Genomic DNA, 22,678 nt, shown 5'->3' on the forward strand with positions numbered 1-22,678 from the left:
TTTTGACTTCTTGGCGGGAATATGGATGGGTTTTGTTGATAATCATTCTCAACGTTGGTGAAAATAAAAACCTATTATAAGACATGATAGGCCTGCGCCCAACTATTTTTTGCTGCTGCAAACGGCAATATAATTCAGATCTTTACCTGTCGTATTAAAAAAGCTATACATCATTTTGAACTGTTCCCGGTTCTCTTTCTTGAGCCCGTTTTTCACAATACGCAGCGCTCCGATAACCCCTTCATCGCGAATGAGTCCATTGATACTCATCAAGGACATGGGTCCGGTAGCATTGTCCACTTGCTTAAAACCTGCGGAGTGGAACAATCCCGCCCAATGCCCAACGGTCAGTGGCTCGACATTAATGTGAATGGTGCGGCGCAGCTCGGCTAGACGTTCTTCCATATTTTCTTTGGCGAAGGTAATATCATGGGTTAGCAGAATGCCGCCAGGCTTCAGTACCCGATAGTATTCGGCGACTGCCTTTTCCTTCGCAGGCTGGTTAAGCATAGTGAGCATGGCTTCATTAATGACAACGTCAAAGCTCTCATTCTCAAAAGGTAGCTTCATCGCATTGCCTTGCCGAACACGGATATAGTTTTCTAGATTGGCATTTTTGATATTTCGGTTTGCTTTTTCCAGCGCCCGCGGGTCCATATCAATGCCGGTAATTTGACAGTGGTATTTCCCGGCTAATTGAATGGAGGTGGTGCACATATTGCAGGCTACCTCCAATACCTGGCTGTCCGTACTCAGATTGGCTTGCTGGATCAGCCAGTTGGTTGCTGCAACGCCGCCGGGCCGCAAACGTTTTTTTCCCAGCCGCGCCAAAAAATTATGGCCTACTTCCTTTTTCATCGCATTCACCCCATTACTTATCCGGCTTGACTACAACCAGAAGCATCTGAAACGGCTCTGTTGCGTGTAGGGCATGCGGAATATTGGCCGGCATAACGAGGGTCTCCCCGGCATGAACTGTGTACTTGTCTTCTCCAATTGTAATCTCTGCTTGCCCGGATAAAATGTTGACCATGGCATCGCCCGGGGAAGAATGTCCCCCAATTGACGAGCCTTTGTCCAGCGAAAGAAGGGTCATTGCCAAATTTGGCCGCTGTACAAGAGTCAGACTGGAAACCTGCTGTTCTTCTATTGTGATGATGTCTTTCAAATCTATGACTGCGGATTGCGGCAGTTTTTTAATAAATAAACCTGTTTCCATTTTGAATACCTCCGTTTTATATACTGATTTGCAAAAATTTGCAGCTGCTGCGGGCGGAATAATCATGCCATGTGCCCGCTGGGACGATAACGGATGCGCCGGCTGTCAATTGATAGGGCTCTTCCGCCACCAGCAGATGAAGCTCGCCTTCCAGCACATGGATGATTTTAGTTTTGGGGGAGGTCTCCGAACTGATGGTCTCCTCCTGATCCATGGCATACAATACCCATTCCGGTTGTGCCGTTATTTCGGCTGCAGCTACGGGCAATGCCAGCGCTCGGCTCGCAATCCGGTGCGGCTTGACGCTGATCATATCTGTTAAGAAAAATACCTTGCCTGCTGTAATTCCACTCATACGATCCCCCCTGTTCAAAGTACAGTATTTTGTTTATTTCCAAATTGCTTGATTGAATGATTCCTACAATTTGATATAATGAGAATGATTAATGAGAACTATTCTCATTTATTTTATTGTAGCAGAGTATTCATCATGACTCTGTTGCCATGGCAACAGGAGGCTGAGAAAATTGCAGAAATATCTGAGCAGGATACAGAGCACCACTTTGTTTAAGGGATTCGCGGACCGGGAGGTGCAGCAAGCGCTGAGCTGTCTGCAGGGCACAATCAAGGATTTTGCGCGGAAGGAGGTTGTTTTTAAAAAAGACGATATTCTGGATTCAGTGGGCATTATTATCCATGGCAATGTTTTGTTATGCAAAGATAATATCTCAGGTATGAGATTTATTTTCTCGGAACTCGGGGATGGAGAAATCTTTGGCGAAACGGCGCTTCGCCTTGTCCAAGAGCACAGCGGGTATGAAGCGGTGGCGGGATCGGAATGCCGGATTCTGTTTATCAAAATAAATAAAATCGTCCGGCCCGGCCAGGACACTTGCCATTTAAGGGGCCGGATCATAGAGAATATGTTGGCCCTGCTGCTTGAGAACAACCGGTCTATCTATCAAAAGCTGGATCTGGTCTCCCACAAATCGCTGCGGGACCGTATCCTGCATTATTTAGCCCTCCAGACCAAAAAAAACAATTCCGCCTGTTTTGAAATTCCGTTTACCCGCAGCGACCTGGCTGATTATTTGACTGTTGACCGCAGCGCCTTGTCCAGAGAGCTGCAGCGGATGGCGCAGGACGGGCTGATCCGGTTTAATCGAAATCAATTCGAGCTGTTGGACGCGGAGAATCAGCTGCGGATCAGCGATTTTTAGAATGATTTCTCCAAACATTGAAAAGAAGCAAACAGAGGGAATAATCAGCTAGAAAACGCATTGGGAAAGGATTTGACCGATCTAAAAAGTGCAAAAGAGGTAGTTGAAGTTCAGCTAACTGTTGACTTGAGTTTTGATTTGTTGATTTTAGCTATCTATCGTAGTTACTCATAAATACAAGAGCCCGCGTCGGACGCGGGCTCTTGTATTTTACTCTCCTCCAGTAGCCACCGGATTCTCCTCATATGATATCCAATCACTCCAGCTTCCTGCATACAGTCGAACTTTTTTGTACCCGGTCTTCTTGTCGAGGGTCTCATTCTGACCGTAACACATGTCGAGCCTTATAATCGGCTTCGAATCATTTGGGATTTTCGCTGAAACTACGGGATGCTTCGGTACTAACGACGTTCAACCGTAGGCGGGGGAAGAAAGCTATAAAAATCTGATCTAGTAAGCTTCGTGCATACTGACATGCGAGGTAAATGAAGCTTCGTTTCGATAGGCACAATCTCTGATACCCGGCGTTTCGATGCATTTATATGAGCTTAGGAGACTGAACAATAAAGAGTGCATGTTCGGGAAGGACTTGCTGTAAGCCATGTTGAAGAGATACCATTTAATTTACTAAAAAGATTAAGTGTATACTGATTTATCCTTAATATGTAGATAAAATGCCTTTTTTATTGTTTAAAATTTTTTCTTCTTTATTTAAAATTTTTTTGGTATATTATGCAATTATGAATTAAGAGTCTAATAAGTCCAAAAAAGGGAGTGGTAGAAGAAATGAAGAAAATTGTTAGTACTGCGATCGCTTTAATCCTATGTTTAAACAGTTCTATTAGCCTTGCGCAAACGGCGGTGAAGACCTCTGCCGATTTTACTGACCTAAAGGATCTGGATGCTGCGACGAAAGCCAAATTCGATGCCATGATTTCGGCAGGCATATTTGACGGCGTAACCGATACGACATTCGGGATAAAAGATGAAATGAACCGTGCACAGTTTGCCAAGGTTGCCGCGTTGATCACGGGTTTTAAAGTCGAGACTTCGTTGAAGACGTCCAGTTTCTTAGATGTTAAAGCTGATGACGCCGCCAATGGATATGCACTACCTTACATAGAAGCACTTAGAAAATCCGGAATTACAGATGGCTATGGAGAAGGTATATTCGATCCGGCCGGCAAGGTGACAAAAGAACAATTAGCTACATTCTTGGTTAGAATGTTAGGAAAAGATACAGAGGCAAAGGCCCTAACAGGAACCGATGTAACGGTATCCAATTGGGCACAAGGTTATGTCGCAGAGGCATTATTATTGAAATTGTTACCTGCAGGTACTAATGGAATTTTCGGCGGACAAACGAATGCAACGCGCGATCTGCTCCTTACAGGAGCGTATGAAGCCAAACAACAGTATGTGGCGCTGACAACACCAACACCAACACCAACACCAGCACCGACGCCAGAACCAACACCAACACCAACACCAACACCAGCACCGACGCCAGAACCAACACCAACACCAACACCAACACCAACACCAACACCAACACCAGCACCGACGCCAGAACCAACACCAACACCAACACCAACACCAGCACCGACGCCAGAACCAACACCAACACCAACACCAACACCAACACCAACACCAACACCAACACCAACACCAACACCAACACCAACACCAACACCAACACCAACACCAACACCGACGCCAGAACCAACACCAACACCAACACCAGCACCAACACCAGCACCGACGCCTGAACCAACACAAGAACCAACACAAGAACCAACGCAAGAACCAACACAAGAACCAACACAAGGACCAACACAAGAACCAACGCAAGAACCAACACTAATGCCTGAACCGACGTTTAACATCGATGCCGTTGTGTCCGGACAATGAGCTATTACCGAATTGTCCTATCTCTTGATCTGGATACACCGAAAGTTCTAAACGAAGTAATGATGCCCTAAATAAATTTATCTATATCTTGTCCGTTTGGATTTATAGATTTTAAAATCATATTTTATGTATAGGTTTGTTGCCGCCATCCTTTGGCGGCTATTTTGTACCCATTCTGAGAGGGGGGATTCATAAGCCAAGGACAATAACAACAGACAAACGACTGACTTTCGCTGGATTTTGTAATGGGTTCAAACATTTAAGGGCACCTCTAAATCTCATAATACAAAAAGGGGATTGCTAAGAATTATACCTCTTACCTCAGATCTGAATTAGAAGTCGAAGTGCACGAATACCCATGGTAAAGGGAGAAAGAGCCTCGCCTTTTCAGCTTACATCGGCATGCTGTAACAAGCTGTATGACTCCTACTCGTCCGTCTTAGGGATCGGCAAAGTCTAAGTCACTCGTACATCTGGCCGCATAACAGTAGCCATACATTCCACGATGTAGAATCCTGCGCTATTGGAAATATTCCCATTACTCTGTACGAATCCAACAAAGGTACAATCCCAGCACAAAGAGCCCGCGTCGGACGCGGGCTCTCGTATTTTACTCTACTCCAGTAGCCACCGGATTCTCCTCATAACTAATCCAATCACTCCAGCTTCCTGCATACAGCTTCACATTCTTGTACCCGGTTTTGCCTAGCGCGAGCACATTAGGGCAGGCACTTACACCTGAACCGCAGTACACGATAATTTCTTGCTCAGGATCAATACCCTCATAATGCTCTTTCAGCACCTCAGTTGATTTCCAGCGCCCTTGCTCATCCAGTACATCCTTCCAGAACTTATTGATCGCTCCGGGAATATGACCTGCCTTCGGATCAATGGGTTCTTCAAGTCCTTCATAGCGGCGGGATTCCCGTGAATCAATCAATAGTGCGCCACCGTTTCTAACCACGTTGTGCACATCTTCCATGCTAACAAGCATGTCCTTCTGAACATCTGCTTCATACTGGCTAGGAATTCGCACGGCTTGGTGATCACTCACTGGAAAGGAGGCATTTTTCCATGTTGAGTAACCTTGATCCATTACATACACACGTTCATGCCCTAAATAACTGAGTATCCACCATAAACGGGAAGCGTAAGCTCCACCTTGATCATCATAAGCAACGACAATGCTATCTCTGTTAATGCCGGCCTTACTAAGTGCGGCGGTTAGCTTTGAGATTTCTGGTAGGGGGTGGCGCCCCCCGTGTGAGCTTACTGGAGCGGAGAGCTGTTCTTCAAGATGTAGATAAACTGCTCCGGGAATATGATCTTCTGTATAGGCTTTACGTCCAGCTTCCGGATCCGTAAGTAAAAAACGGCAATCAACTATAACAAGTTCAGGCTCGTATAACCGAGCAAGCAGCCATCGAGTAGAAACGATCGGTTCCATAAAGTAGCCTTCTTTCCTGTTTAATATGTATGGAGTCATTATAGCGGAAAATAAAAGAGGGCGCACCTTAAGCTTATGGCTTAAACTGCGTCCTCTAAGAATTAGATCAAACGATAGCCTGATGGCAAGCTGCCGGTACGTTGAATGGTGCGAACCTGCGCCGGGGTCAGCCGTTGATTACTTGAAATGAGCGATTCGACATCTCCTCTTCGCAGAAAGTCGTCCAGTTCTCGAATGCTGCGGTTGCCACGCAAAATAACGAAATTATCGCGGAAGGCAGATCGATCGAATAACACAAGCGTAGCGTTCGGATTTGTGGAGAAAAAGCGCAAGCTTTCTATTCCTGTAAGAACTGAATCTATATCTGCAATCCCCAGGTTGCCGCGAAGAGTTCTGCGAAGCCCCCGAAAGTTCTCCTCACTAAACACTCTTAGCCTAGGATATATTACAGATGTTGCCTTTTTTGTAATCATGGTTAATCCCTCCCTGTTCGATTAACGAACTGTCGTTTCGACAACCCGTCAGATTTACCATTAATTAATGCGGTATTTCGACTAGAAAAAGGAGTGACCTGGGCACTAGGCTCCGGATTACTCCTTTTTGTTGTAAGCAGTTGCTAGATCAAACGATATCCCGAAGGCAAGTTACCGCTGCTGCGGATATTACGGATTTGTTCGAGGGTTAGGCGTTGGTTAGTAGAAATAATGGATTCCACGTCATTGCCTGAAATGAAATCATCCAGATCCCTAATGTTGCGGTTCCCGCGAAGAACACGGAAATTTCCTCTAAACCGGGTTCTTGTGAAGAGTACCAGTGTAGCATTACTGCTAGTAGAGAAGAACCGAAGGCTCTCAATACCATCGAGGATGTTGTCCGTATTACGGATCCCCAGGTTGCCAGTATATACTCTACGGCGTCCATTGAAGTTTTCTTCATCGTACACGGTCAAGCGAGGGTAAGTCTGAGAAATATGAACTTCTTTTTTCATTTGTAATTCCTCCTTTGTTATCTAATCTATGTTCGTATAAATTTTTGGCTTGGCTGATAGTCTAATAGAAAGCCCTTATTTGCATTAACTTATTATTTTGGGCTTTACTCCAACAACATATTAGTGTACTATTTAACTATGACACTGATACAATATAAAATGAACAATACATTAGTTGGCAGGGAGGATTCGCATGAAACAGGGGAGTGGTGTAGAAATGCAAGATTCAATTGTTCTGCAAATGAATGAGGTAAGTAAGATCATCAAAGGAAGACCGATTGTGGATAAGCTGACATTTGATATCCGTAAGGGTGAAATTGTGGGATTGTTAGGTCCAAACGGTGCAGGAAAGACCACAACGATTCGAATGATGACGGGTTTAATACGGATGAGCGAAGGCGATGTGATTATCCAAGGCCACAGTGTGAAAAAGGATTTTAAGCAGGCGATTGGCCATATCGGTGCGATAATTGAAAATCCAGAGTTTTATCCCTATATGACTGGACTTGATAATCTGAAGCAGTACCAAAGAATGACGGATAACATTGAGGCTGGCAGAATAGATGAGGTTGTAGAACTGGTAGGACTTCAAGAAGCGATGAATAAAAAAGTAAAGGCTTATTCGCTGGGGATGCGCCAACGTCTTGGGATTGCTCAAGCGCTTCTCAATCGGCCGAAGTTATTGATTTTAGATGAGCCTACGAACGGACTTGATCCGGCTGGAATACGGGAAATGCGTGATTATATGCGTACCATCGCCGAAGTGGAAGGTATTTCTATTCTGATTTCCAGCCATTTACTTACTGAAATTGAACAAATATGCCATCGGGCTATTGTGATCCAGAATGGTAAGCTGGTGACCGTAACTACGATTGGTGAGGCGCAGGAAGCAACCGCACAAGTGAAGCTCACAATCCGTGTAGGATCAATCGAATCGGCGATAAATATCTTGGAGCGCTTGGATTATGCGGAATTGACCTCTATGGATAGCGCGCGATCAGAAGTGACAGTAAGTCTCCTTGACAGCAGAGTACCTGAGCTTGTATCTACTTTTAGTGATGAAGGTGTAGGGATTTTCCGGATTACGGAGAATAAACAAAGTCTTGAGGAAGATTTCTTGAAATGGACAGGAGGAAACCGCATTGCGTAACTTTAATAATCTGATTGTGAATGAATGGCTCAAACTCTCAAAAAAACGCACATTTTTTATGCCATATCTGATATTAATTCTATTATCCCTGCTGTTAGGTTATATAGTTCATTCTGTCTCCCCTGACATGTTTGAATCAGCTTATGATTTTTCAGCTATGATGCTGCTTTCCCAAGGGATTGGGCAAGTGATTACAATTCTTGCGATCATCGGAACAGCAGGTATTGTCTCAAAAGAGTATAGTCAAGGAACCATTAAGTTCCTGCTTATCCGTGCCAGAAGCCGTACAGCAATCCTCGCATCCAAATATGTGGTTGTACTGTTGTATGCTTTGACTTTGACTGTCATCGGAGGTATTGCCGTTTTTGGAACGGGGGCTTTGTGGTTTGGACTAAGTGGTGGAGAAGCGGGTATGAGTGAGATGCTTACAAACCTATTGTATAATCTCGTGAGTACAGTTGTGTATGGAACACTTGCTTTTATGCTGGGGATATTGACCACTTCAACGGGGGTAACGATTGGGGCTACTATGTTTGCGTTAATGATAGACAAATTGATTATCTCTCGTGATTTTTACAAATATGTTCTGTTTCCAAACTTAAATTTATCTGCTTATGAAGGTGGAGGAGCACCTATGCCTGGAATGACACTGACCTTTTCCATCGTGATGCTTGTCTTATACACAGTTGTCTTTCTTCTCATAGGTTTCTCCGTCTTTAGACGAAGGGATGTTGCTTAATCATGACAATCGAATTCGATAACAACCTGCCGATTTATATACAGATCATGAATTACATCAAAGGGGAAATCGTCACAGGTAAGCTGAAACCGGGGGATAAAATACTCTCGGTACGAGAACTTGCCAGTGAACTGCAGATTAATCCGAATACGGTGCAAAGAACTTTTCAGGAACTGGAGCGTGAAGAAATCGTGGAAACCCGGCGTGGAATGGGAAGATACGTCACAAGTAATGAAGGTACTATCCTGACCATCAAAAAAGAAATGGCCAAAGATGTGCTAGATCGGTTCATTCGTGGTATGCAGGATCTTGGCTTTCAAGGCGAAGATATTTTAGCGGCGGTGGCGGAGAATATCCGTGACAAGGATAAAGAATAGGGGGATAAACAAGTTGGGAAATATACTTGAGGTTCATGAAGTTACAAAAAAATATAGATCCAAGCATGCCCTCCGCAAGGTATCTTTTAATCTGAGTGCGGGTAAGATCACGGGACTGCTAGGCAGTAACGGCAGCGGTAAAAGTACACTTATGAAAATCATCGCCGGGCTGTCACAGCCTACGACCGGTCGTGTATCAGTCATTGGGGGTTCTGTAGGAACAGAGAGTAAAGCGGTGGTATCGTTTATGCCTGATAAGCCGCTTACAGAATCCTGGATGAGTGTTTCTGATGCTCTAAAATTCCAAACTGACTTCTATCCGGATTTTGATCAGACTAAAGCCTCGCGAATGCTGGAGTTTATGAAGCTAAGAGTGCAAGATAAGGTAAAGGATCTGTCCAAAGGGATGAATGAACGTTTACAGCTTACACTTGCTCTATCACGCCGAGCTAGCCTTTATTTGCTGGATGAACCCATTGGTGGTGTAGATCCGGTAGCTAGAACAAAAATTCTTAACGCGTTGGTAGAGTTTTATGAAGAGGACAGTACTATTCTCTTATCAACCCATTTAGTATCGGATATTGAGCGGATCTTTGATGATGTGATTTTTATAAAAGAGGGAGAAATTCTGATGCATACTGCGGTAGAGGATATCCGGCTTCGCCAAGGCAAAAGCATAGACGAACTGTTCAGAGAGGTGTACGCAGAATGCTAAAGCTAGTGAAGTACGATTTTAGACGAGATAGGGATAAGTTCCTTGCGGTTTTTGTAATCATAATCCTGGCACAGATCGGGTTGGGGTTCACCAAATTACATGACTATGAAAGGTTTACTTTGAACGGAATAGCTTATGTTATTGCAGGACTGATCTTTCTTGTCATGGCAGCAAGAACCTTTTTTAACAATTTAAATTCCTATAATCGTCGCCTAGTACCCGTGAGAACCCTGAACACAGTCCTTTCTCCGTTAGTGCTCTATTTAGCTCTACTGCTGGGAATTATTTTAATAGCTTTGATCCATTTTGGCGTTTATCTTTCAATGTATTCCTCATCATTTCTTCCGGAGAATTTCTGGAAAGTAGGATTGTTAGTTCTCTTGCAGGCGTATTGGTTTGCCGGTTATATTATGCTTACCTTGATGGTCTCCATTACGGTTGCACGTAGTGTGAAATTTAAGGGGCGAGTATGGATTGGGCTGGCCACTGCATATTTGTTACAAAATGGAATCTTCTATTTGGAGTATTTTATTTTCAAAAGTAACTTCACTGCTTGGGAAAGTGTATTCCAGTTCGAGGTCATAGATGAGACGGATACCGCAAATGGGATGCAGCTTATACAGGGTCATTTGAATCTAGCTCCTCTTTTGTTTGAAGGGGTGATAGCAGTTCTTCTTATAGCGGTCATCATCAAGCTCGTTAATAAAAGAGTGGACGTCTAGCCACAACTTGGCGGAATAGTTTTTAGAACGGAGACAGAGCGATTTAGCTTTGTCTTCGTTTTTGTGCAAAAAAAAGACGTCCTTCTAAGTGAAGGGCATCTGTTATGGTAAGTTCTACAGACCTTCAACCCGAAGGGTGGCGGTCCATGTTTCAAGCTCTCTTATTAGGCGTTCTTCCTCGTTTTCGTCCAAGCGGAATTTAACTCCATATTGATATTGGCCAAGCCCAAACATCCAACCCCACCGGACGCTGCATAAGAGCTGAAGCTTCTCTTCATTTAATTGAAGATGAATAATAAGCCTAGTATCTCTTGCAGTGAATCGAAGATTCAAAGGAGTGCGTACTTTACAACCCGAACGGCTAAGATCGAGTAATACAGCCTCTGTTAACTTTCCAGCACCTGGACCGGAATTATTAAGCGGAACTTCAATCCAGCATTCAAGTGGATGGTTCATAACATAACGGAATGGTTCTTTCCTGCTGGACGCATCCATAATTTTCCTCCTCATTGTTTATTTGCTATTATATCGAAAGGGAATGTTGAGAACAATCTACTAAAGTGCTATTTTTAATTAAGAATTAATTTTTTTAATACTAATGAAGGTGATGAGATTTATATGTACCAATACCTTAATGAAACGTTCCGTAATCACAATTTTGATCAAGGAAGCTTGCAGGATGGTGAGTTAAATAACTGCACATTCGAGCAATGCTCCTTCAAAGGCACTTCTATGGAAGAGATGAACTCTATTGGCTGCCGATTTATTGATTGTGATTTTACAGGAGCCATGCTTAATGCGTCTCACCATAAAGGTTCAGCTTTTACCAATTGTAAATTTACGGGAGCGAACCTGTTTGTATCTAAATTTGAAGATTGCAAGATGGTAGGATCGGATTTCTCAAATGCATATTTGGACGGGATCTCCCTGCTCGGAGGGGACTGGTCGTATACGAACCTAAGACATACTAATCTAAGCAGACAGGATCTGCGGGGGATTCGATTTACAGAAGCGGATTTAATGGGCTGTAATTTGCAAAAAAGTGACTTGCGCGGAGCGGATTTGAGCCGTGTACAATTGTCTCAATGCAAGCTTAAGGGAGCGGATATGCGGGAAGCGATTGTTGAAGGAATTGATTTAAAGAGTCTGGATCTGCAGGGAGTGCGGATGGATATTGAACAGGCGGTACTCTTGGCACGTTCATTTGGGGCAAAAGTAGGGAATTAGTAAACTGACGGCATTAGTTGCTAGCGTGGATCATAAAGACCTCCGCTAGCAAATCAATGCTTGAAGCGGAGGGGCTGGCAGCGCAGATTATTATGAGTATTCTAACTGCTAAACCTATGTATTATTGCATATGTAATAGTATGCGTTAACGTAACCGTTTTCTGGGTTTTGCCCACCATTTAATCCATAAGAATCCATCATCATCACGAAAAAACTTTATACCTACCCAGCGTAAGGGTGTCCATACTTCTTTAAAATAATATGAAGGCATAGTCTGTTAGACCCTCCTATATAGTAAATTATTACTATATATTACGCTAATTCTACGGGATTCACAAGCTAAATTTACTAATAATTACATATTGTCCGGGTGAAAGGAATTGAGGATGCATTATGCAGGACCTAAGGCACCGCTTGAGCTACCGAGAAGTGCATCTCTCTATTTTACATAAACGCTCTACGTCATAGTGGATAGCAGATGTCGATGTCATGAAAAGTCAAAGGAGTAGTAGTTCTCTAATAATAGGAGAACTACTACTCCTTTTTTTGGATCGTTGTTTGGCTGCTTTTACACCGCCGAGTCATATTCAGTCTACTGTAGCTTAAGGACCCGGATGACGTTATTAGCATTTTTTAACCTTTTGAGCGAGGTTTCGGACCTCAGAGACATTATTCCATATGAAGAGCTTGATATTGAGTGTTTTTGGTGCTAATTACGTCTATGGGGTCCGTTAACATTCCAAATGTGAGCTAAAGCCGCGTACTAAGGTCAGCTGAGTCGATTAGAGAATTCGTTAGCGATTGAGATGTAATTAGGAAGTTAGATGTTTAGATCATTGAGGCTACTCCAGCATTCATTTCATGGAATGGGATGGCCTTATTTGTTGCCGAGTTGGATTCAAATCTAGTAAAAACACAATGTTAGTAGGGGATAAGCACAGTCATTTTATGATGCCTCGCATTTAATAAATGGAGAGGATGTGATGAGATGACAGAAGGCGAGTTTATAGCGAAGATTGCGAATTTTGCTGTAAAGGACATGCAGCTCACTAAGGTCCCTGCTTCGTTAACCATTGCTCAAGCGGCTCTGGAGTCAGGCTGGGGCAGCAGTGGATTGACTGTGAAAGCGAATAATTTGTTTGGGATCAAAGGAAGTGGACCTGCTGGCAGCATTACTGTACAAACTACTGAATATATTAACGGTAAAGCTGTTAAAGTTAATGCCCCTTTTCGAGCCTATAACAATTGGGGAGAATCTATCGCGGATCACTCCGACTTGATTGTGAATGGAGTCTCATGGAATCGCAACCTTTACAGCAAGGTTCTAGGTGCAAGTGGCAAGGTGGCCGCACAAGAGATTGCCGCAGCTGGTTACGCTACTGATCCGAACTATGCAGCTAAGCTGATTCAAATTATGAATACTTATAATCTGTATCAATATGACGACAAATCCATGGGAGGAGATGATGAGATGTCAGCAGAGGATAAGCAAAAGCTTGTTAGTCTAGAATCGGAAGTAAAGGAACTGCGTGCTCTTATAGCAGCTCTTACTGATAGCAGGGATACGCTGAAAACAGGTGTGCAAGAACAGGGGCAGGCGATTAATAAGCTTACGGATCGGGTGATATTTATTGAAAATCGGGCAGTCATGAATGTCCCTGCATGGGCTGAGGCGGCTGTGAAAGCAGCGACTGCGGCAGGACTTCTCGATACTCCATCGGGTGGCAGCTACGATTTCTATCGCATATTAACGGTGCTGAACCGTGCGGGTTTACTTGTAACAGGAAGTAAAAAATAAAATAAGGAGGATTAAATACCATGTATAACGATGCTCTCAACAGTGTGCTTGCCTTTGCTTCAGTCCTAGCTGTTTTTGTAATGGCACTTGTACAGCTTGTGAAGAATAGCATTGAACTTCCGCGGAACATTGTGCCAGTAGTGGGGTTGGCTATTGGCTTGCTGGTTGGAGCAGTTGCCTATCCGTTCACTGATATGAATCTGATTCTGCGACTCTGGGCGGGGGGGCTTGCGGGACTATCAGCGACCGGTTTGTTTGAACTGGCGTTTAATAAAAGGGATGGGACGAAAAAAGATGATAAATAGATTTTATCTATGAGTTTTATAAAACAATCGTTTCACACTGGTAATGTGGCTATGCATTCTATTGAGAACACTAATATATTATGGTATGCCAATTTATAAAGGGGGTGCAACGATGGGAACTTACCTTGATGCAAGAACATCTCAAAATGCCAGCCTCGCCAACTCTATATCTATTCCTATTACGGTACTTAACACGCCGCAGCTTTTTGGACAGATTGGATTGTTAACGGCTGGAGTGACCACCAATCCACGTGTTCTCCTTAAAGGAACAATATCAGTGACGCTTCCGCTAGCGTTAGTGGGCATCACAATTACGATTGTAAGAGGAACCTTGGCTACTGATCCAAAAGTGTATTCTGCTACTTCAACTTTTGCTCTTAGCATTCTGGCTCCACAAGTAATAACCTTTTCAGCGGCGGATTTCTTACCAGCCATCACACCTCAGCTCACTTATACAGCATTTGTTTCTTCTAATCTTCTCGGTACAGTACGTGTGGGCCCAGAAAGCTTTGACGGTATTTTAGTTTCTGATTAATTGTAGAGCCCTTAACCTCGCTGGTAGCCCAGTAGAGGTCTTTTTTTTTAACTGAACGCCCAATCTTCTAAGGGGATAATTACATATCTTATGATGTATTCTAAATACGGAGGAGGTCTTCTCATGGGTGCTGAATATGGTCATGTTGGTGGTGCTTTTACTTCTACAGGCGCAATCTTAGTTTTGTTCATCTTATTAGTAATTATTACAAGCGCATGCATATTCTAAATCACTAAAATAGCAGAGCTCCGTGTTGGCATTTTGCCGACATGGGGCTTTTTTTTGTAGATTTTTTGTACATAAGATTATATAAAATGATAAGTTAAAAGAATAATAATCACATAGTAAATGGTATGAGTTTGCAATACTAGGATTTTGAATATTCAAATATACATGTTATCTTAATCTGATAACATCGATTAATACTGTTAAATTTTATTTAGGAGAGAGCTAGTTTGAAGAAAAGAATGATGATCGGAATTTCTTCTGTTATTGTACTTTTAATCATTGTTGTAACTGTGGGAAGCTTTTATTTCTATCATGTTGCTATTGCACGTGCTTCAAAGGATTTCTTAAATGAAAGCCCTGACCTGCAGTCCAGTCCAGAGGTAGAACAATCTAAAGATACCTCAAAGGCAGACCAAGAGTGGTGGGATGCCCAGAGCTTTGATAGATGGGAGATGGATTCTGATGACGGAATACAGCTTAAAGCGTACTATTTAGCTGCTGCTCCTGAACATTCCGATAAGACAGTGATTATTGCTCATGGGTATGCTGGAAATGCAACTCAAATGAGTGGATATGCCAGAATGTATTATGAGAGACTTGGATATAATATTTTGCTGCCGGATGCCAGAGGACATGGGGAAAGTGATGGTAACTACATCGGATTTGGATGGCCAGAACGTAAGGATTACTTGAAGTGGATAGAGAACGTTCTGAAAGCAAACGGTGAGGATACACAGATCATACTGCACGGTGTTTCCATGGGGGGGCTACCGTAATGATGACAAGCGGTGAGCATTTACCGGTTAATGTAAAAGCAATTGTGGAAGATTGCGGTTATACCTCTGTGAAGGACGAGCTTACCTTTCAATTAAAAAGAATGTACCATCTACCCGCCTTCCCAATTGTAGATACGACCAGTATGCTAACAAAGATTCAGGCAGCTTATTCCTTTGGTGAAGCCTCGGCTCTAGAACAGGTGAAGAAATCTATAACGCCAACCCTGTTTATTCATGGTGATAATGATACTTTTGTTCCTACGGAAATGGTTCATACCTTATATGAAAATAGTCCGGTCGAGAAGGAGCTTTACATCGTTCCTAATGCGGGTCACGGAGAAGCTTTTCGCATGGACCCGGTTAAGTATGAGAGCGTAGTTACTGAGTTTATCGGAAGATTTGTGAAATAGTTGTTGCTGAAAAGGCTGCCGAAAGGGTAGTCTTTTCGTGTTTATAATACCGTTAAACATAAATTCGGGGCCCTATCTCTAGGGCCCCTTTCATGGGAGATGATAGAATCACAGTATTATATTTTATTGTTATTTCCGATTTAGTTGATACAATAGGCTGTATTTGTTTAATTAATCGCTACAACAAGTTGTAAATGTTAGTTTTAAATAGAGTTCGTCAACAAGTTGTCAACAACGCGACAACAACTATGCCTTTGTTTTCCTAGCTCGTTTAACAATCTTTGAAGGTTGGAGAAAGGCATTGAAAACGTCAGCTGCTGATTGATCTGCAGCTTCAATAATATGACCATAGATATTCATTGTAGTTGATATCTTAGTGTGCCCTAGTCTACTAGAGATGATTTTAGCATGAACACCACTGCTGATTAAAAGAGTGGCAGAAGTATGACGTAGATCATGAAATCTAATGTATCTTAATTGTGGATTTCTAGCGTGGAATTCGCGCCAGTAGTCTCCCCAATTTTTTGGGAATTTAGGACGTCCATTGTCGTGAGCGAATAAAAATGAGTATTCTCCACCTTCCCATGGAACTTTAAGCTCAGTGCGAACCCTCATCATATGCTTTTGATATTCTACAAGTTCTTTTACTACGGAAGAAGGCAACGTTATTGTTCTTCCTGTACCACGTTTAGGACCCTTGATTACAGGCATACCATCTTTAAACATTGGAATAGTTTGATGTATAAGGATACTACCTTTTTCTAAATTAATATGTCTCCATTCAAGACCCAAAAGTTCTCCGCGGCGCATTCCTGTAGTGAGAGCTAAAGTAACAAATGTTTTGAATTTAATAGTTTCTTTTTGGAGGGACTTTAGAAGCTCAGCTACTTCTTGTTCGTTATAAAAACTCATCTCCTTTGGGGCCTCTTTGGGTTTATCAATCCCATCCATTGGATTTACTTTGATAACTTTCCAAGACACCGCTTTGCTGAATATACTTCGAAGTACTCTGAAGCAATAAACCACTGAGGCTTCACCAGTTTTTTTTGATAGCTCGTCCAACAGGGTGACAATATCTAAAGTCTTAATTTTATCCATTTGTATATCACCTAAAATAGGAGTGAGTTTTGTCGTAGAGTGGTATTTGTAATTGAAAGCACTTGTTTCAGCTAAATTTTTATCTACAAATTTATCGCTCCATAAACCAGTGAATTCTCTAAATGTCATTTTTTCAGGTCTGAAATAATTTCCGGATTCAACTTCTATTTTGAATTTATTCCATTCTGATTCTAAGTGATCTTTGAGTTTTTTTGTTGTTTTTAGTAATGCAGTATCTTCAACTCGATAAGTCATCGTTTCTCGACCGCGCTTTGTTCCCGACCCCGTTTCAACTGTAAATAACCAAGAACTTTTACCTCTCTTTTGAATACTCGCCATTCAGATCACCTCGAAAATTTACTATGGTTTATGTATTTTCAAATATCAGAAATTTTGAAATGACCCATATATATTCCACAAATCTGTATTTGATTCGGGACATAAAATTTTGCTTCATAATCATCATTCTCTGGGGATAATTTGATTTGGGAATCATTTTCAGACCAATGTATGCGTTTCAGGAATCCTTCCTCACTGTCATTTACAAGTGCGGCAACTAATTGACCATTATGTTCTGCCCATTGAGCATGACGCATATAAACAATATCTCCATCCGTAATTCCAATATTTATCATTGAGTCACCTTTGACGCGTAATGCATAATCCGGTTGTTTTTTGTTGGGAAAAGGATAATGGATGTATTCCTCAATATTTTGATCAGCAAGAAGACCATTTCCAGCACAGATTGTTCCGAGTAATGGTATTTCTCTAAATCGCGGATGTTGCTCAAATAGGTCGGGAAAAATATCTGACTTTGCAATTTTCAAGGTATCTGAGATTATTTGTAGATTTCCCATAGACATTAGTGTTCTACCATTAACATAATCAGAAATAGTGCTCGAGGCTACTCCTGTTCGTTCACTTAATTCTAGTTGAGTAATTCCTTTTAGCATTAAGACTTTTTTTAAGTTAATAGATATTTCTTTCATAAGATTAACCTCGTAATCAGTGAACTTTTTCCGCGCCACTTTGAAAACCTCCGTTTTTTTCCGGTTATATAGAAATAATATTTATTATATCCGATTTAATCAGATATTAAAAGTTAAATTTGGAGTTTTGATGTTGACAATCCGATTTAATCGGAATAATATTGGTTTGGGAGGTGAGGCAATGGACGATTACAAAATTACTTGGAGAGCCGCCAGAGTAAATGCAGGTTACACTTTAAAAGAAGTCTCCGAAATAACCAAAAAAAATATGGATCTCATCCGGAGGTATGAGAAAGATTCGACTGATATACCCTGGGCCTTAACAAATGAGTTACTAAAACTCTACAAAGTGCCAGCGGAAATAATTTTTTTTGGCAGGGAATCCGATTTAATCGGAAATATCAAAGTTTATGCGATTATATCGTAATTAGGAGGAGGTTAAATGAAAGAAGAACATGTTGCATCTGATTTTTTGGATGCTATTGCTGAAAAAGTCGCATCCAAGATTTTACCAACTGTTTTAAAGAAAATTGAAGAGAGCATTCCCATAAGTGAGGATAAAATGGTTGAAGCTGAAAAAGCTGCTGAAATATTAGGCGTCTCTAAAGATTTGATTTATCGTCTCTGTAGTCAAAAACAAATCCCACATGTGAAAACAGGAATGCCTGGTTCACGTAGACCGAAAATGATGTTCAGTATACGTTCTTTGGAAGAATGGATACGGCAACAAGAACGTTTAAATTGCCCAACATGGGATAGTCGAGCTTAAAATCCTTAAAGATTGACTCAAAAAGGAGATATAAATCAATGAAAGAAGAAGACAAACAGGAAGTACTAGGAATGATTGCAGAAGCGTTCCAGATCACCCCTAAAGGCGATGTATTTATCAATGGAGCTACAGTAACAATTGCTACTCCAACAGACGCAGAAGCATTTTGGAATGACTCTGAATTGGTTAAAAGGTTCGGCGGAAGAACAGTCACCAAAACACCAATTGAAGATGGAGTACACGAACTGAAGAAGAAACTAGCCTTGATTGGAAATGAATTAGTTACAGTGGTATCCAGCCTTGATTGCAAAGCGGTTGAACTGGGGGTTTTCAAAGACTCTGGAATCGGCTTTGAATTAGACAAACTAGCAGAGTTGACCAGCAAACTTTTTAATGCGTTGGAAAGCAAAGAAACCACCGCTGGAACGGCGGCTACTGATACCGAACATGAAAAGGACGTAACAAATGCGAAAATTCTTGTTAGATCAGAATCCATTACAACTGATCTTGCAAGAGAATATTGGGAAGAACGTTCAAAACTTATTCTAAAGCATCAAGGACGCCTTTGATAAGTTCAATCGTAAATCTCTCGTTGTGGAGTTTCAATGCTGCTAAATCAGCTTGCCGAATAGCTTCTTGAATTGGTTTCCCGTCATTTTGAAGTTCCTGGGTAAGTTCCAATCCATCTTTAATATAAAGTGGCTGAAGTTTTTCAAATAGTGCTGCGGCGATTTCATCAACATTTGGTTTAGACACATGTAATTACCTCTTTTCTTAGTGGGGTTGTTAATCCGAACAATATCCATTTTATTACAAGAGAACGAATGTCGAAGTGAAGGAGTTATCTCAATGAAAGAAGATTTACAAACAGCTTATGAGGCTCTATCAAGAGTAACAGTAACTGCATTAGCTACTGGAGACAAAATCGCTTTAAGAGAAGCAGGTCTTGCTCGGGCTAAAACCTTGGAGTTAAAGACAATGCTTCAGCAGCGTGAGGTAAAGCCCCTAAGAGTAACGCTTAACCGTGTTGAGAATTATTGCTTACCAAGTTTGTGAGGGAGGAGGAAAGATAATGGGAGAAAGTGTAGGGGCAGTGAATCAAAAGGTCCAGAGTGAAGTAAAGGACACTCCCGAATGGAAAAGCCTCGTCTCAGTGAGAGAGGCTTTAGGAAATATCGATCCGGTGTATGCAGAAATTGTTTCGGAAGTACTCAGCCTTATTGGTAAAAAAAGCGTGACTTATGAAGCAGCCTTATATATTCTCGAACGTTCAAAAGAAGCTCTGAGAAAATGCACACTTCTGCAAGATGAATATACGCCTTAATTAGCTCTTGGAACACTTACAGAACCGATAGTCGGCTGCATTACATGTTTTTCTTGTTGGTTTTCGACCGATTTGACCGCTGTAGATAAATAAACAGCATTGTTGATCGTATCTAAGCCAACCGAGAAACAATCAACTGATAAAATAAACCCCATTACACCGACTTTGTAGTCACCAGCAAACAGTTTCGATGCCTTGCCTTCAGTATTATTTCGACCATCAATAGAGTCTTCAAAGACATTCTTTAAGTAAAAAATATCTTCTGTCGAATCATTTTTGTAACCATTAAGCACGGTGTCGGCCAGTATTTCTAAATGTGTTCCATCAAGGAAATTAATAATAACCATTTTTTACACCTCCCTCCTTGGATGTTTTGGTGGATCTGGACAATCCCCATCTTATCACAGAGAGGAAATGATTTTAGGAAGGAGAATCACATTGCTCATTGATATTAGCAAAATCAAAGTAACGGATCGTATTCGCCAAGATTTTTCGGGCATCGAAGAATTGGCTCAGGACATCGCTGAGAACGGCTTAATCAATCCAATCGTTGTAACACCCGATTATCAATTGATCGCTGGAGAACGACGGTTGAGAGCACACATGCATTTGGGGAGAGAACAGGTAGAAGTAAGAGTTACTGAGGTTCGCGATTATGCTCATCAACTACAACTAGAGATAAGCGAGAACGAACACCGGAAAGACTTTACATTCTCTGAACGGGTCGCTTACGGGAAGAAAATTGAGGAACTGGAACGGATCAGAGCCAAAGAACGAATGCAAGCAGGTAAGGAAAATTTACCTGAGCATGAATCTGGTCAGGTCCGCGACATTGTAGGAGAACAACTTGGAGTGTCAGGCCGTCAGTTCGACAAGATGAAATTCATTAAGGAGAATGCCACGCCGGAAATTATCCAGCAGTTAGACGCCAATATTATCAGCACTCATAAAGCTTTTACTGAAACCAAGGAACGTCTCGAAGCTGCTGTTCGCGAAGCCGAAGATCGAGCTGAACAAGCGGAGTATGAGAAGGAAGAACTTCAAAAGAAATACAAAGACGTTGTACCGGCTTATCAAGTACAAGAGGCTGTCTCGGCGGCACTTGAACAGCATGATGAAGAACAGACTGTTTACCTTAAGCAGAAGGAGAGGGAAGCTGAAGCTCAACTCAAACAGCGAGACGATTACTGGAAAACAAAAAACAAAGAAGATTTGGACAATGAACGCTTGAAGATTGAGCAATTGAAGTCGGGTTATCAACGGCTGAAAGATGAGAATGAGGCGTTGAAGATCAGCAACCCTGATGAATTTGATGAAAAGCAATCAGAGATACAGTTGAAAAAGCTTCGTTACGAATCAGACATCAATACCGTTCAATTCAATATCAAGGTCAAGAAATTCTTACAGGAAGCCGGAGTTACTGCTTTGATGGTTGGATTTATTGGCAATGCCAGCAGCAGTGAGAAAAAACGACTCAATGAAAGCCTAGATATGCTTCAAACTTTTATTGATCAGGTAAGACCGGCTGTTAATAGCAGAAAGGTGGTGTAGGTGATGGAGAATACAGATCAATTGTTAACTGTTGTTGGTCAGCAACTCAAAATGACTGAACAACAAGGTACGGCACTCAGGATGATGTTTGAAGGTATGAATGCTTTCAAAGCTGAAATCATCGAACACAAGGAAGAAGTTCAGATGATGGTGCAAGAGGTCAGAGACAGCGTGACTTTGACAGATGCAGAGTGCTATCAACTACAATATGGGGTTCGGATGAAATCAGCGCAGTTAACCAAAGACCGTTATAAAGAAACCGATGAAAAGTTTAAAGATATCGTCGGGAGGCACCGTAGAAGCATTTGGTCAAAACTTAAAGAGCGTTTTGAGGTAGCTAAGTATTCTCATATTCGTCGGATTGATTTTGACGATGCTATTGAGTTCATTAAAACATTCAGACCGGAGGATTACCTATGAGACCTAAACTTGAGCCTGTTGTATCTTCAAATATTGCTGCTGTTGGTTACGATAAAGAAACACAAACATTCTTTGTTCAATTCAAGGGGCGCGACACAGTGTATGAACATTCTGGTGTACCGCGCTTAACCTATGAAATTATGATGGCTGCTGAATCAATCGGAAGCTATTATGCACGAAACATCAAGAAGACTTACCCTGGCACTGCTGTTGTAGGTGATCAGTCATGACTATACAGGAGTTGGCTGAACGTTGGAAAAGTAACAAACTCCAGTACGAAATCATTTTGAGGAATTTTCCTTCGGTGGTGAAAATTCATGATTAATGGCATACCAGCTATGACTATAAAGTTAGAATCCGAGGATGTCGTATTCGTAGAAAATGAACTTCACGCTCTAATAGTCTACAAATTAGATGGAGAAGATCCTTCTCTAAAGGTAACTGGATTGAAGAACATACTAGCGATCCGTGATTTGTTAAATGATGCTTATCCAGTATCTACTTGCAAAGGGGGCTGCACATGTGAAACATCATCTCAAGCATGCCATACACAAGCTTAAGAAAATGCAAGAAGAGACAACGAATGTATCAATCGGAGCGGCGTTGGAACGAGCTGGATGGTTCTTCGGACATGAATTCCAATCAGTTTTGGATGACTTGGATACCGCCTTAACGTTGGCGGAACAGAAAAATGACTCTGCTGGGGAGCAGAGCCATTTGAGTAGTTGAATCAATTGGCGAAAACATGTTTACGAGACGC

General features: G+C 41.9%; 34 protein-coding genes and 1 pseudogene. 23 read left to right on the forward strand and 12 right to left on the reverse strand.

The genetic code is table 11. The annotated features are described in order from the left end of the window. Nucleotides 1-102: 102 nt before the first annotated feature. Genes MKZ09_RS15165 through MKZ09_RS15175 form a run of 3 tightly spaced genes read right to left on the reverse strand, consistent with a single transcriptional unit; the run spans nt 103 to nt 1,574 of the window. Nucleotides 103-858 (reverse strand): class I SAM-dependent methyltransferase, encoded by a 756-nt coding sequence (locus MKZ09_RS15165; RefSeq protein ID WP_076202751.1) that lies wholly within the window; start codon nt 856-858, stop codon nt 103-105. A gap of 13 nt (nt 859-871) precedes the next feature. Further along, nucleotides 872-1,219 carry a cupin domain-containing protein gene (locus MKZ09_RS15170; RefSeq protein WP_076135662.1) on the reverse strand — a complete coding sequence of 116 codons (348 nt, stop codon included), beginning with the start codon at nt 1,217-1,219 and terminating at the stop codon, nt 872-874. A gap of 16 nt (nt 1,220-1,235) precedes the next feature. After that, a complete protein-coding gene (locus MKZ09_RS15175) occupies nt 1,236-1,574 on the reverse strand; it encodes a cupin domain-containing protein (protein WP_076202754.1) in 339 nt (112 codons plus the stop codon). 172 nt (nt 1,575-1,746) lie between these two features. Here MKZ09_RS15175 and MKZ09_RS15180 point away from each other — a divergent pair, with 172 nt between their 5' ends. After that, nucleotides 1,747-2,439 carry a Crp/Fnr family transcriptional regulator gene (locus tag MKZ09_RS15180; RefSeq protein WP_076135665.1) on the forward strand — a complete coding sequence of 231 codons (693 nt, stop codon included), beginning with the start codon at nt 1,747-1,749 and terminating at the stop codon, nt 2,437-2,439. Between the two features lie 210 nt (nt 2,440-2,649). On the opposite strand, the pseudogene MKZ09_RS15185 reads toward MKZ09_RS15180, so the two are convergent. Next, nucleotides 2,650-2,742: pseudogene (locus MKZ09_RS15185) on the reverse strand (sulfurtransferase); the annotation flags it as partial. A 483-nt stretch (nt 2,743-3,225) separates the two neighbouring features. Here MKZ09_RS15185 and MKZ09_RS15190 point away from each other — a divergent pair. Then, a complete protein-coding gene (locus tag MKZ09_RS15190) occupies nt 3,226-4,350 on the forward strand; it encodes an S-layer homology domain-containing protein (protein ID WP_341040991.1) in 1,125 nt (374 codons plus the stop codon). A 610-nt stretch (nt 4,351-4,960) separates the two neighbouring features. On the opposite strand, the gene MKZ09_RS15195 is transcribed toward MKZ09_RS15190, so the two are convergent. The 3 genes from MKZ09_RS15195 to MKZ09_RS15205 form a co-directional block, all read right to left on the reverse strand. Next, on the reverse strand, nt 4,961-5,797 hold the full coding sequence (locus tag MKZ09_RS15195) for a sulfurtransferase (protein ID WP_076202757.1): 837 nt from the start codon (nt 5,795-5,797) through the stop codon (nt 4,961-4,963). A gap of 101 nt (nt 5,798-5,898) precedes the next feature. Continuing rightward, entirely contained in the window at nt 5,899-6,270 is a 372-nt protein-coding gene (locus tag MKZ09_RS15200) for a hypothetical protein (protein WP_076135669.1), read from the reverse strand. 143 nt (nt 6,271-6,413) lie between these two features. Beyond that, nucleotides 6,414-6,785 (reverse strand): hypothetical protein, encoded by a 372-nt coding sequence (locus MKZ09_RS15205; protein ID WP_076202760.1) that lies wholly within the window; start codon nt 6,783-6,785, stop codon nt 6,414-6,416. 193 nt (nt 6,786-6,978) lie between these two features. Between MKZ09_RS15205 and MKZ09_RS15210 the strand changes: the two genes are divergently transcribed. From MKZ09_RS15210 to MKZ09_RS15230, 5 genes are read left to right on the forward strand one after another with little or no spacing between them, the layout of a single operon-like run. Next, on the forward strand, nt 6,979-7,935 hold the full coding sequence (locus MKZ09_RS15210; protein ID WP_076202765.1) for an ABC transporter ATP-binding protein: 957 nt from the start codon (nt 6,979-6,981) through the stop codon (nt 7,933-7,935). Further along, nucleotides 7,928-8,674, forward strand: coding sequence for an ABC transporter permease (locus tag MKZ09_RS15215; RefSeq protein WP_076135673.1), 747 nt, complete (start codon nt 7,928-7,930; stop codon nt 8,672-8,674). The genes MKZ09_RS15210 and MKZ09_RS15215 overlap by 8 nt, the downstream gene beginning before the upstream one ends. A gap of 2 nt (nt 8,675-8,676) precedes the next feature. Continuing rightward, nucleotides 8,677-9,051, forward strand: coding sequence for a GntR family transcriptional regulator (locus MKZ09_RS15220; protein WP_076135674.1), 375 nt, complete (start codon nt 8,677-8,679; stop codon nt 9,049-9,051). A gap of 13 nt (nt 9,052-9,064) precedes the next feature. Further along, nucleotides 9,065-9,766 carry an ABC transporter ATP-binding protein gene (locus tag MKZ09_RS15225; RefSeq protein ID WP_076202770.1) on the forward strand — a complete coding sequence of 234 codons (702 nt, stop codon included), beginning with the start codon at nt 9,065-9,067 and terminating at the stop codon, nt 9,764-9,766. Beyond that, nucleotides 9,760-10,488: a hypothetical protein gene (locus MKZ09_RS15230; protein ID WP_076135678.1), complete on the forward strand. Its 729-nt coding sequence runs from the start codon at nt 9,760-9,762 to the stop codon at nt 10,486-10,488. Before MKZ09_RS15225 ends, MKZ09_RS15230 begins: the two co-directional genes overlap by 7 nt. A gap of 114 nt (nt 10,489-10,602) precedes the next feature. Here MKZ09_RS15230 and MKZ09_RS15235 read toward each other — a convergent pair whose 3' ends face one another. After that, nucleotides 10,603-10,983 (reverse strand): PilZ domain-containing protein, encoded by a 381-nt coding sequence (locus MKZ09_RS15235; protein ID WP_076183697.1) that lies wholly within the window; start codon nt 10,981-10,983, stop codon nt 10,603-10,605. A gap of 123 nt (nt 10,984-11,106) precedes the next feature. On the opposite strand from MKZ09_RS15235, the gene MKZ09_RS15240 reads away from it, so the two are divergent. The 7 genes from MKZ09_RS15240 to MKZ09_RS15270 all read left to right on the forward strand — a co-directional run bounded on the left by MKZ09_RS15240 (nt 11,107) and on the right by MKZ09_RS15270 (nt 15,767). Continuing rightward, nucleotides 11,107-11,715, forward strand: coding sequence for a pentapeptide repeat-containing protein (locus MKZ09_RS15240; RefSeq protein ID WP_076126101.1), 609 nt, complete (start codon nt 11,107-11,109; stop codon nt 11,713-11,715). 988 nt (nt 11,716-12,703) lie between these two features. After that, complete coding sequence (locus MKZ09_RS15245; protein WP_076135682.1) at nt 12,704-13,513, forward strand: glycoside hydrolase family 73 protein; 810 nt, start codon at nt 12,704-12,706, stop codon at nt 13,511-13,513. A 20-nt stretch (nt 13,514-13,533) separates the two neighbouring features. Next, nucleotides 13,534-13,818, forward strand: a complete 285-nt coding sequence (locus MKZ09_RS15250; protein WP_076101776.1) for a holin — start codon at nt 13,534-13,536, stop codon at nt 13,816-13,818. A 112-nt stretch (nt 13,819-13,930) separates the two neighbouring features. After that, a complete protein-coding gene (locus MKZ09_RS15255) occupies nt 13,931-14,353 on the forward strand; it encodes a hypothetical protein (RefSeq protein WP_076126105.1) in 423 nt (140 codons plus the stop codon). Between the two features lie 123 nt (nt 14,354-14,476). Continuing rightward, entirely contained in the window at nt 14,477-14,581 is a 105-nt protein-coding gene (locus MKZ09_RS15260) for a sporulation protein YjcZ (RefSeq protein ID WP_111503812.1), read from the forward strand. 227 nt (nt 14,582-14,808) lie between these two features. Further along, entirely contained in the window at nt 14,809-15,357 is a 549-nt protein-coding gene (locus MKZ09_RS15265; RefSeq protein WP_305953761.1) for an alpha/beta hydrolase, read from the forward strand. After that, nucleotides 15,357-15,767 (forward strand): alpha/beta hydrolase, encoded by a 411-nt coding sequence (locus MKZ09_RS15270; protein ID WP_305953762.1) that lies wholly within the window; start codon nt 15,357-15,359, stop codon nt 15,765-15,767. Before MKZ09_RS15265 ends, MKZ09_RS15270 begins: the two co-directional genes overlap by 1 nt. Nucleotides 15,768-16,013: 246 nt before the next feature. Here the strand turns inward: MKZ09_RS15270 and MKZ09_RS15275 are convergent, their stop codons facing one another. Then, on the reverse strand, nt 16,014-17,204 hold the full coding sequence (locus MKZ09_RS15275) for a site-specific integrase (RefSeq protein WP_076135684.1): 1,191 nt from the start codon (nt 17,202-17,204) through the stop codon (nt 16,014-16,016). Nucleotides 17,205-17,242: 38 nt separating this feature from the next. Continuing rightward, nucleotides 17,243-17,854, reverse strand: coding sequence for a LexA family protein (locus MKZ09_RS15280; RefSeq protein ID WP_143766310.1), 612 nt, complete (start codon nt 17,852-17,854; stop codon nt 17,243-17,245). Nucleotides 17,855-18,035: 181 nt separating this feature from the next. Here MKZ09_RS15280 and MKZ09_RS15285 point away from each other — a divergent pair, with 181 nt between their 5' ends. From MKZ09_RS15285 to MKZ09_RS15295, 3 genes are read left to right on the forward strand one after another with little or no spacing between them, the layout of a single operon-like run. Further along, complete coding sequence (locus MKZ09_RS15285) at nt 18,036-18,281, forward strand: helix-turn-helix domain-containing protein (RefSeq protein WP_256715129.1); 246 nt, start codon at nt 18,036-18,038, stop codon at nt 18,279-18,281. Between the two features lie 15 nt (nt 18,282-18,296). Then, nucleotides 18,297-18,623 (forward strand): helix-turn-helix domain-containing protein, encoded by a 327-nt coding sequence (locus MKZ09_RS15290; protein ID WP_076135688.1) that lies wholly within the window; start codon nt 18,297-18,299, stop codon nt 18,621-18,623. A gap of 38 nt (nt 18,624-18,661) precedes the next feature. Continuing rightward, complete coding sequence (locus tag MKZ09_RS15295; protein WP_076135690.1) at nt 18,662-19,192, forward strand: hypothetical protein; 531 nt, start codon at nt 18,662-18,664, stop codon at nt 19,190-19,192. Here MKZ09_RS15295 and MKZ09_RS15300 read toward each other — a convergent pair. Continuing rightward, nucleotides 19,164-19,379, reverse strand: coding sequence for a hypothetical protein (locus tag MKZ09_RS15300; protein WP_076135692.1), 216 nt, complete (start codon nt 19,377-19,379; stop codon nt 19,164-19,166). The two genes, MKZ09_RS15295 and MKZ09_RS15300, sit on opposite strands and share 29 nt — an antisense overlap. 93 nt (nt 19,380-19,472) lie before the next feature. On the opposite strand from MKZ09_RS15300, the gene MKZ09_RS15305 reads away from it, so the two are divergent. Together MKZ09_RS15305 and MKZ09_RS15310 are read left to right on the forward strand one after the other, a co-directional pair. Then, nucleotides 19,473-19,679, forward strand: a complete 207-nt coding sequence (locus tag MKZ09_RS15305) for a hypothetical protein (protein WP_076135694.1) — start codon at nt 19,473-19,475, stop codon at nt 19,677-19,679. Nucleotides 19,680-19,695: 16 nt separating this feature from the next. Then, complete coding sequence (locus tag MKZ09_RS15310) at nt 19,696-19,947, forward strand: hypothetical protein (protein ID WP_076135696.1); 252 nt, start codon at nt 19,696-19,698, stop codon at nt 19,945-19,947. On the opposite strand, the gene MKZ09_RS15315 is transcribed toward MKZ09_RS15310, so the two are convergent. Next, a complete protein-coding gene (locus MKZ09_RS15315) occupies nt 19,944-20,294 on the reverse strand; it encodes a hypothetical protein (protein ID WP_076135699.1) in 351 nt (116 codons plus the stop codon). The genes MKZ09_RS15310 and MKZ09_RS15315 overlap by 4 nt on opposite strands. 91 nt (nt 20,295-20,385) lie before the next feature. Here MKZ09_RS15315 and MKZ09_RS15320 point away from each other — a divergent pair, with 91 nt between their 5' ends. From MKZ09_RS15320 to MKZ09_RS15335, 4 genes are all read left to right on the forward strand, one after another. After that, nucleotides 20,386-21,498, forward strand: coding sequence for a ParB N-terminal domain-containing protein (locus MKZ09_RS15320; RefSeq protein WP_076202775.1), 1,113 nt, complete (start codon nt 20,386-20,388; stop codon nt 21,496-21,498). A gap of 3 nt (nt 21,499-21,501) precedes the next feature. After that, the gene (locus MKZ09_RS15325; RefSeq protein ID WP_076202778.1) at nt 21,502-21,918 is read left to right on the forward strand and encodes an ORF6C domain-containing protein; all 417 of its coding nucleotides are present in this window, start codon (nt 21,502-21,504) and stop codon (nt 21,916-21,918) included. Then, nucleotides 21,915-22,148, forward strand: coding sequence for a KTSC domain-containing protein (locus MKZ09_RS15330; protein WP_076202782.1), 234 nt, complete (start codon nt 21,915-21,917; stop codon nt 22,146-22,148). The genes MKZ09_RS15325 and MKZ09_RS15330 overlap by 4 nt, the downstream gene beginning before the upstream one ends. A 292-nt stretch (nt 22,149-22,440) precedes the next feature. Next, complete coding sequence (locus MKZ09_RS15335; protein ID WP_076202786.1) at nt 22,441-22,647, forward strand: hypothetical protein; 207 nt, start codon at nt 22,441-22,443, stop codon at nt 22,645-22,647. Nucleotides 22,648-22,678: the final 31 nt, after the last annotated feature.

Origin of the sequence: Paenibacillus sp. FSL R5-0908 (assembly GCF_038006245.1) — a bacterium.
Lineage (GTDB): Bacteria > Bacillota > Bacilli > Paenibacillales > Paenibacillaceae > Paenibacillus_AQ > Paenibacillus_AQ odorifer.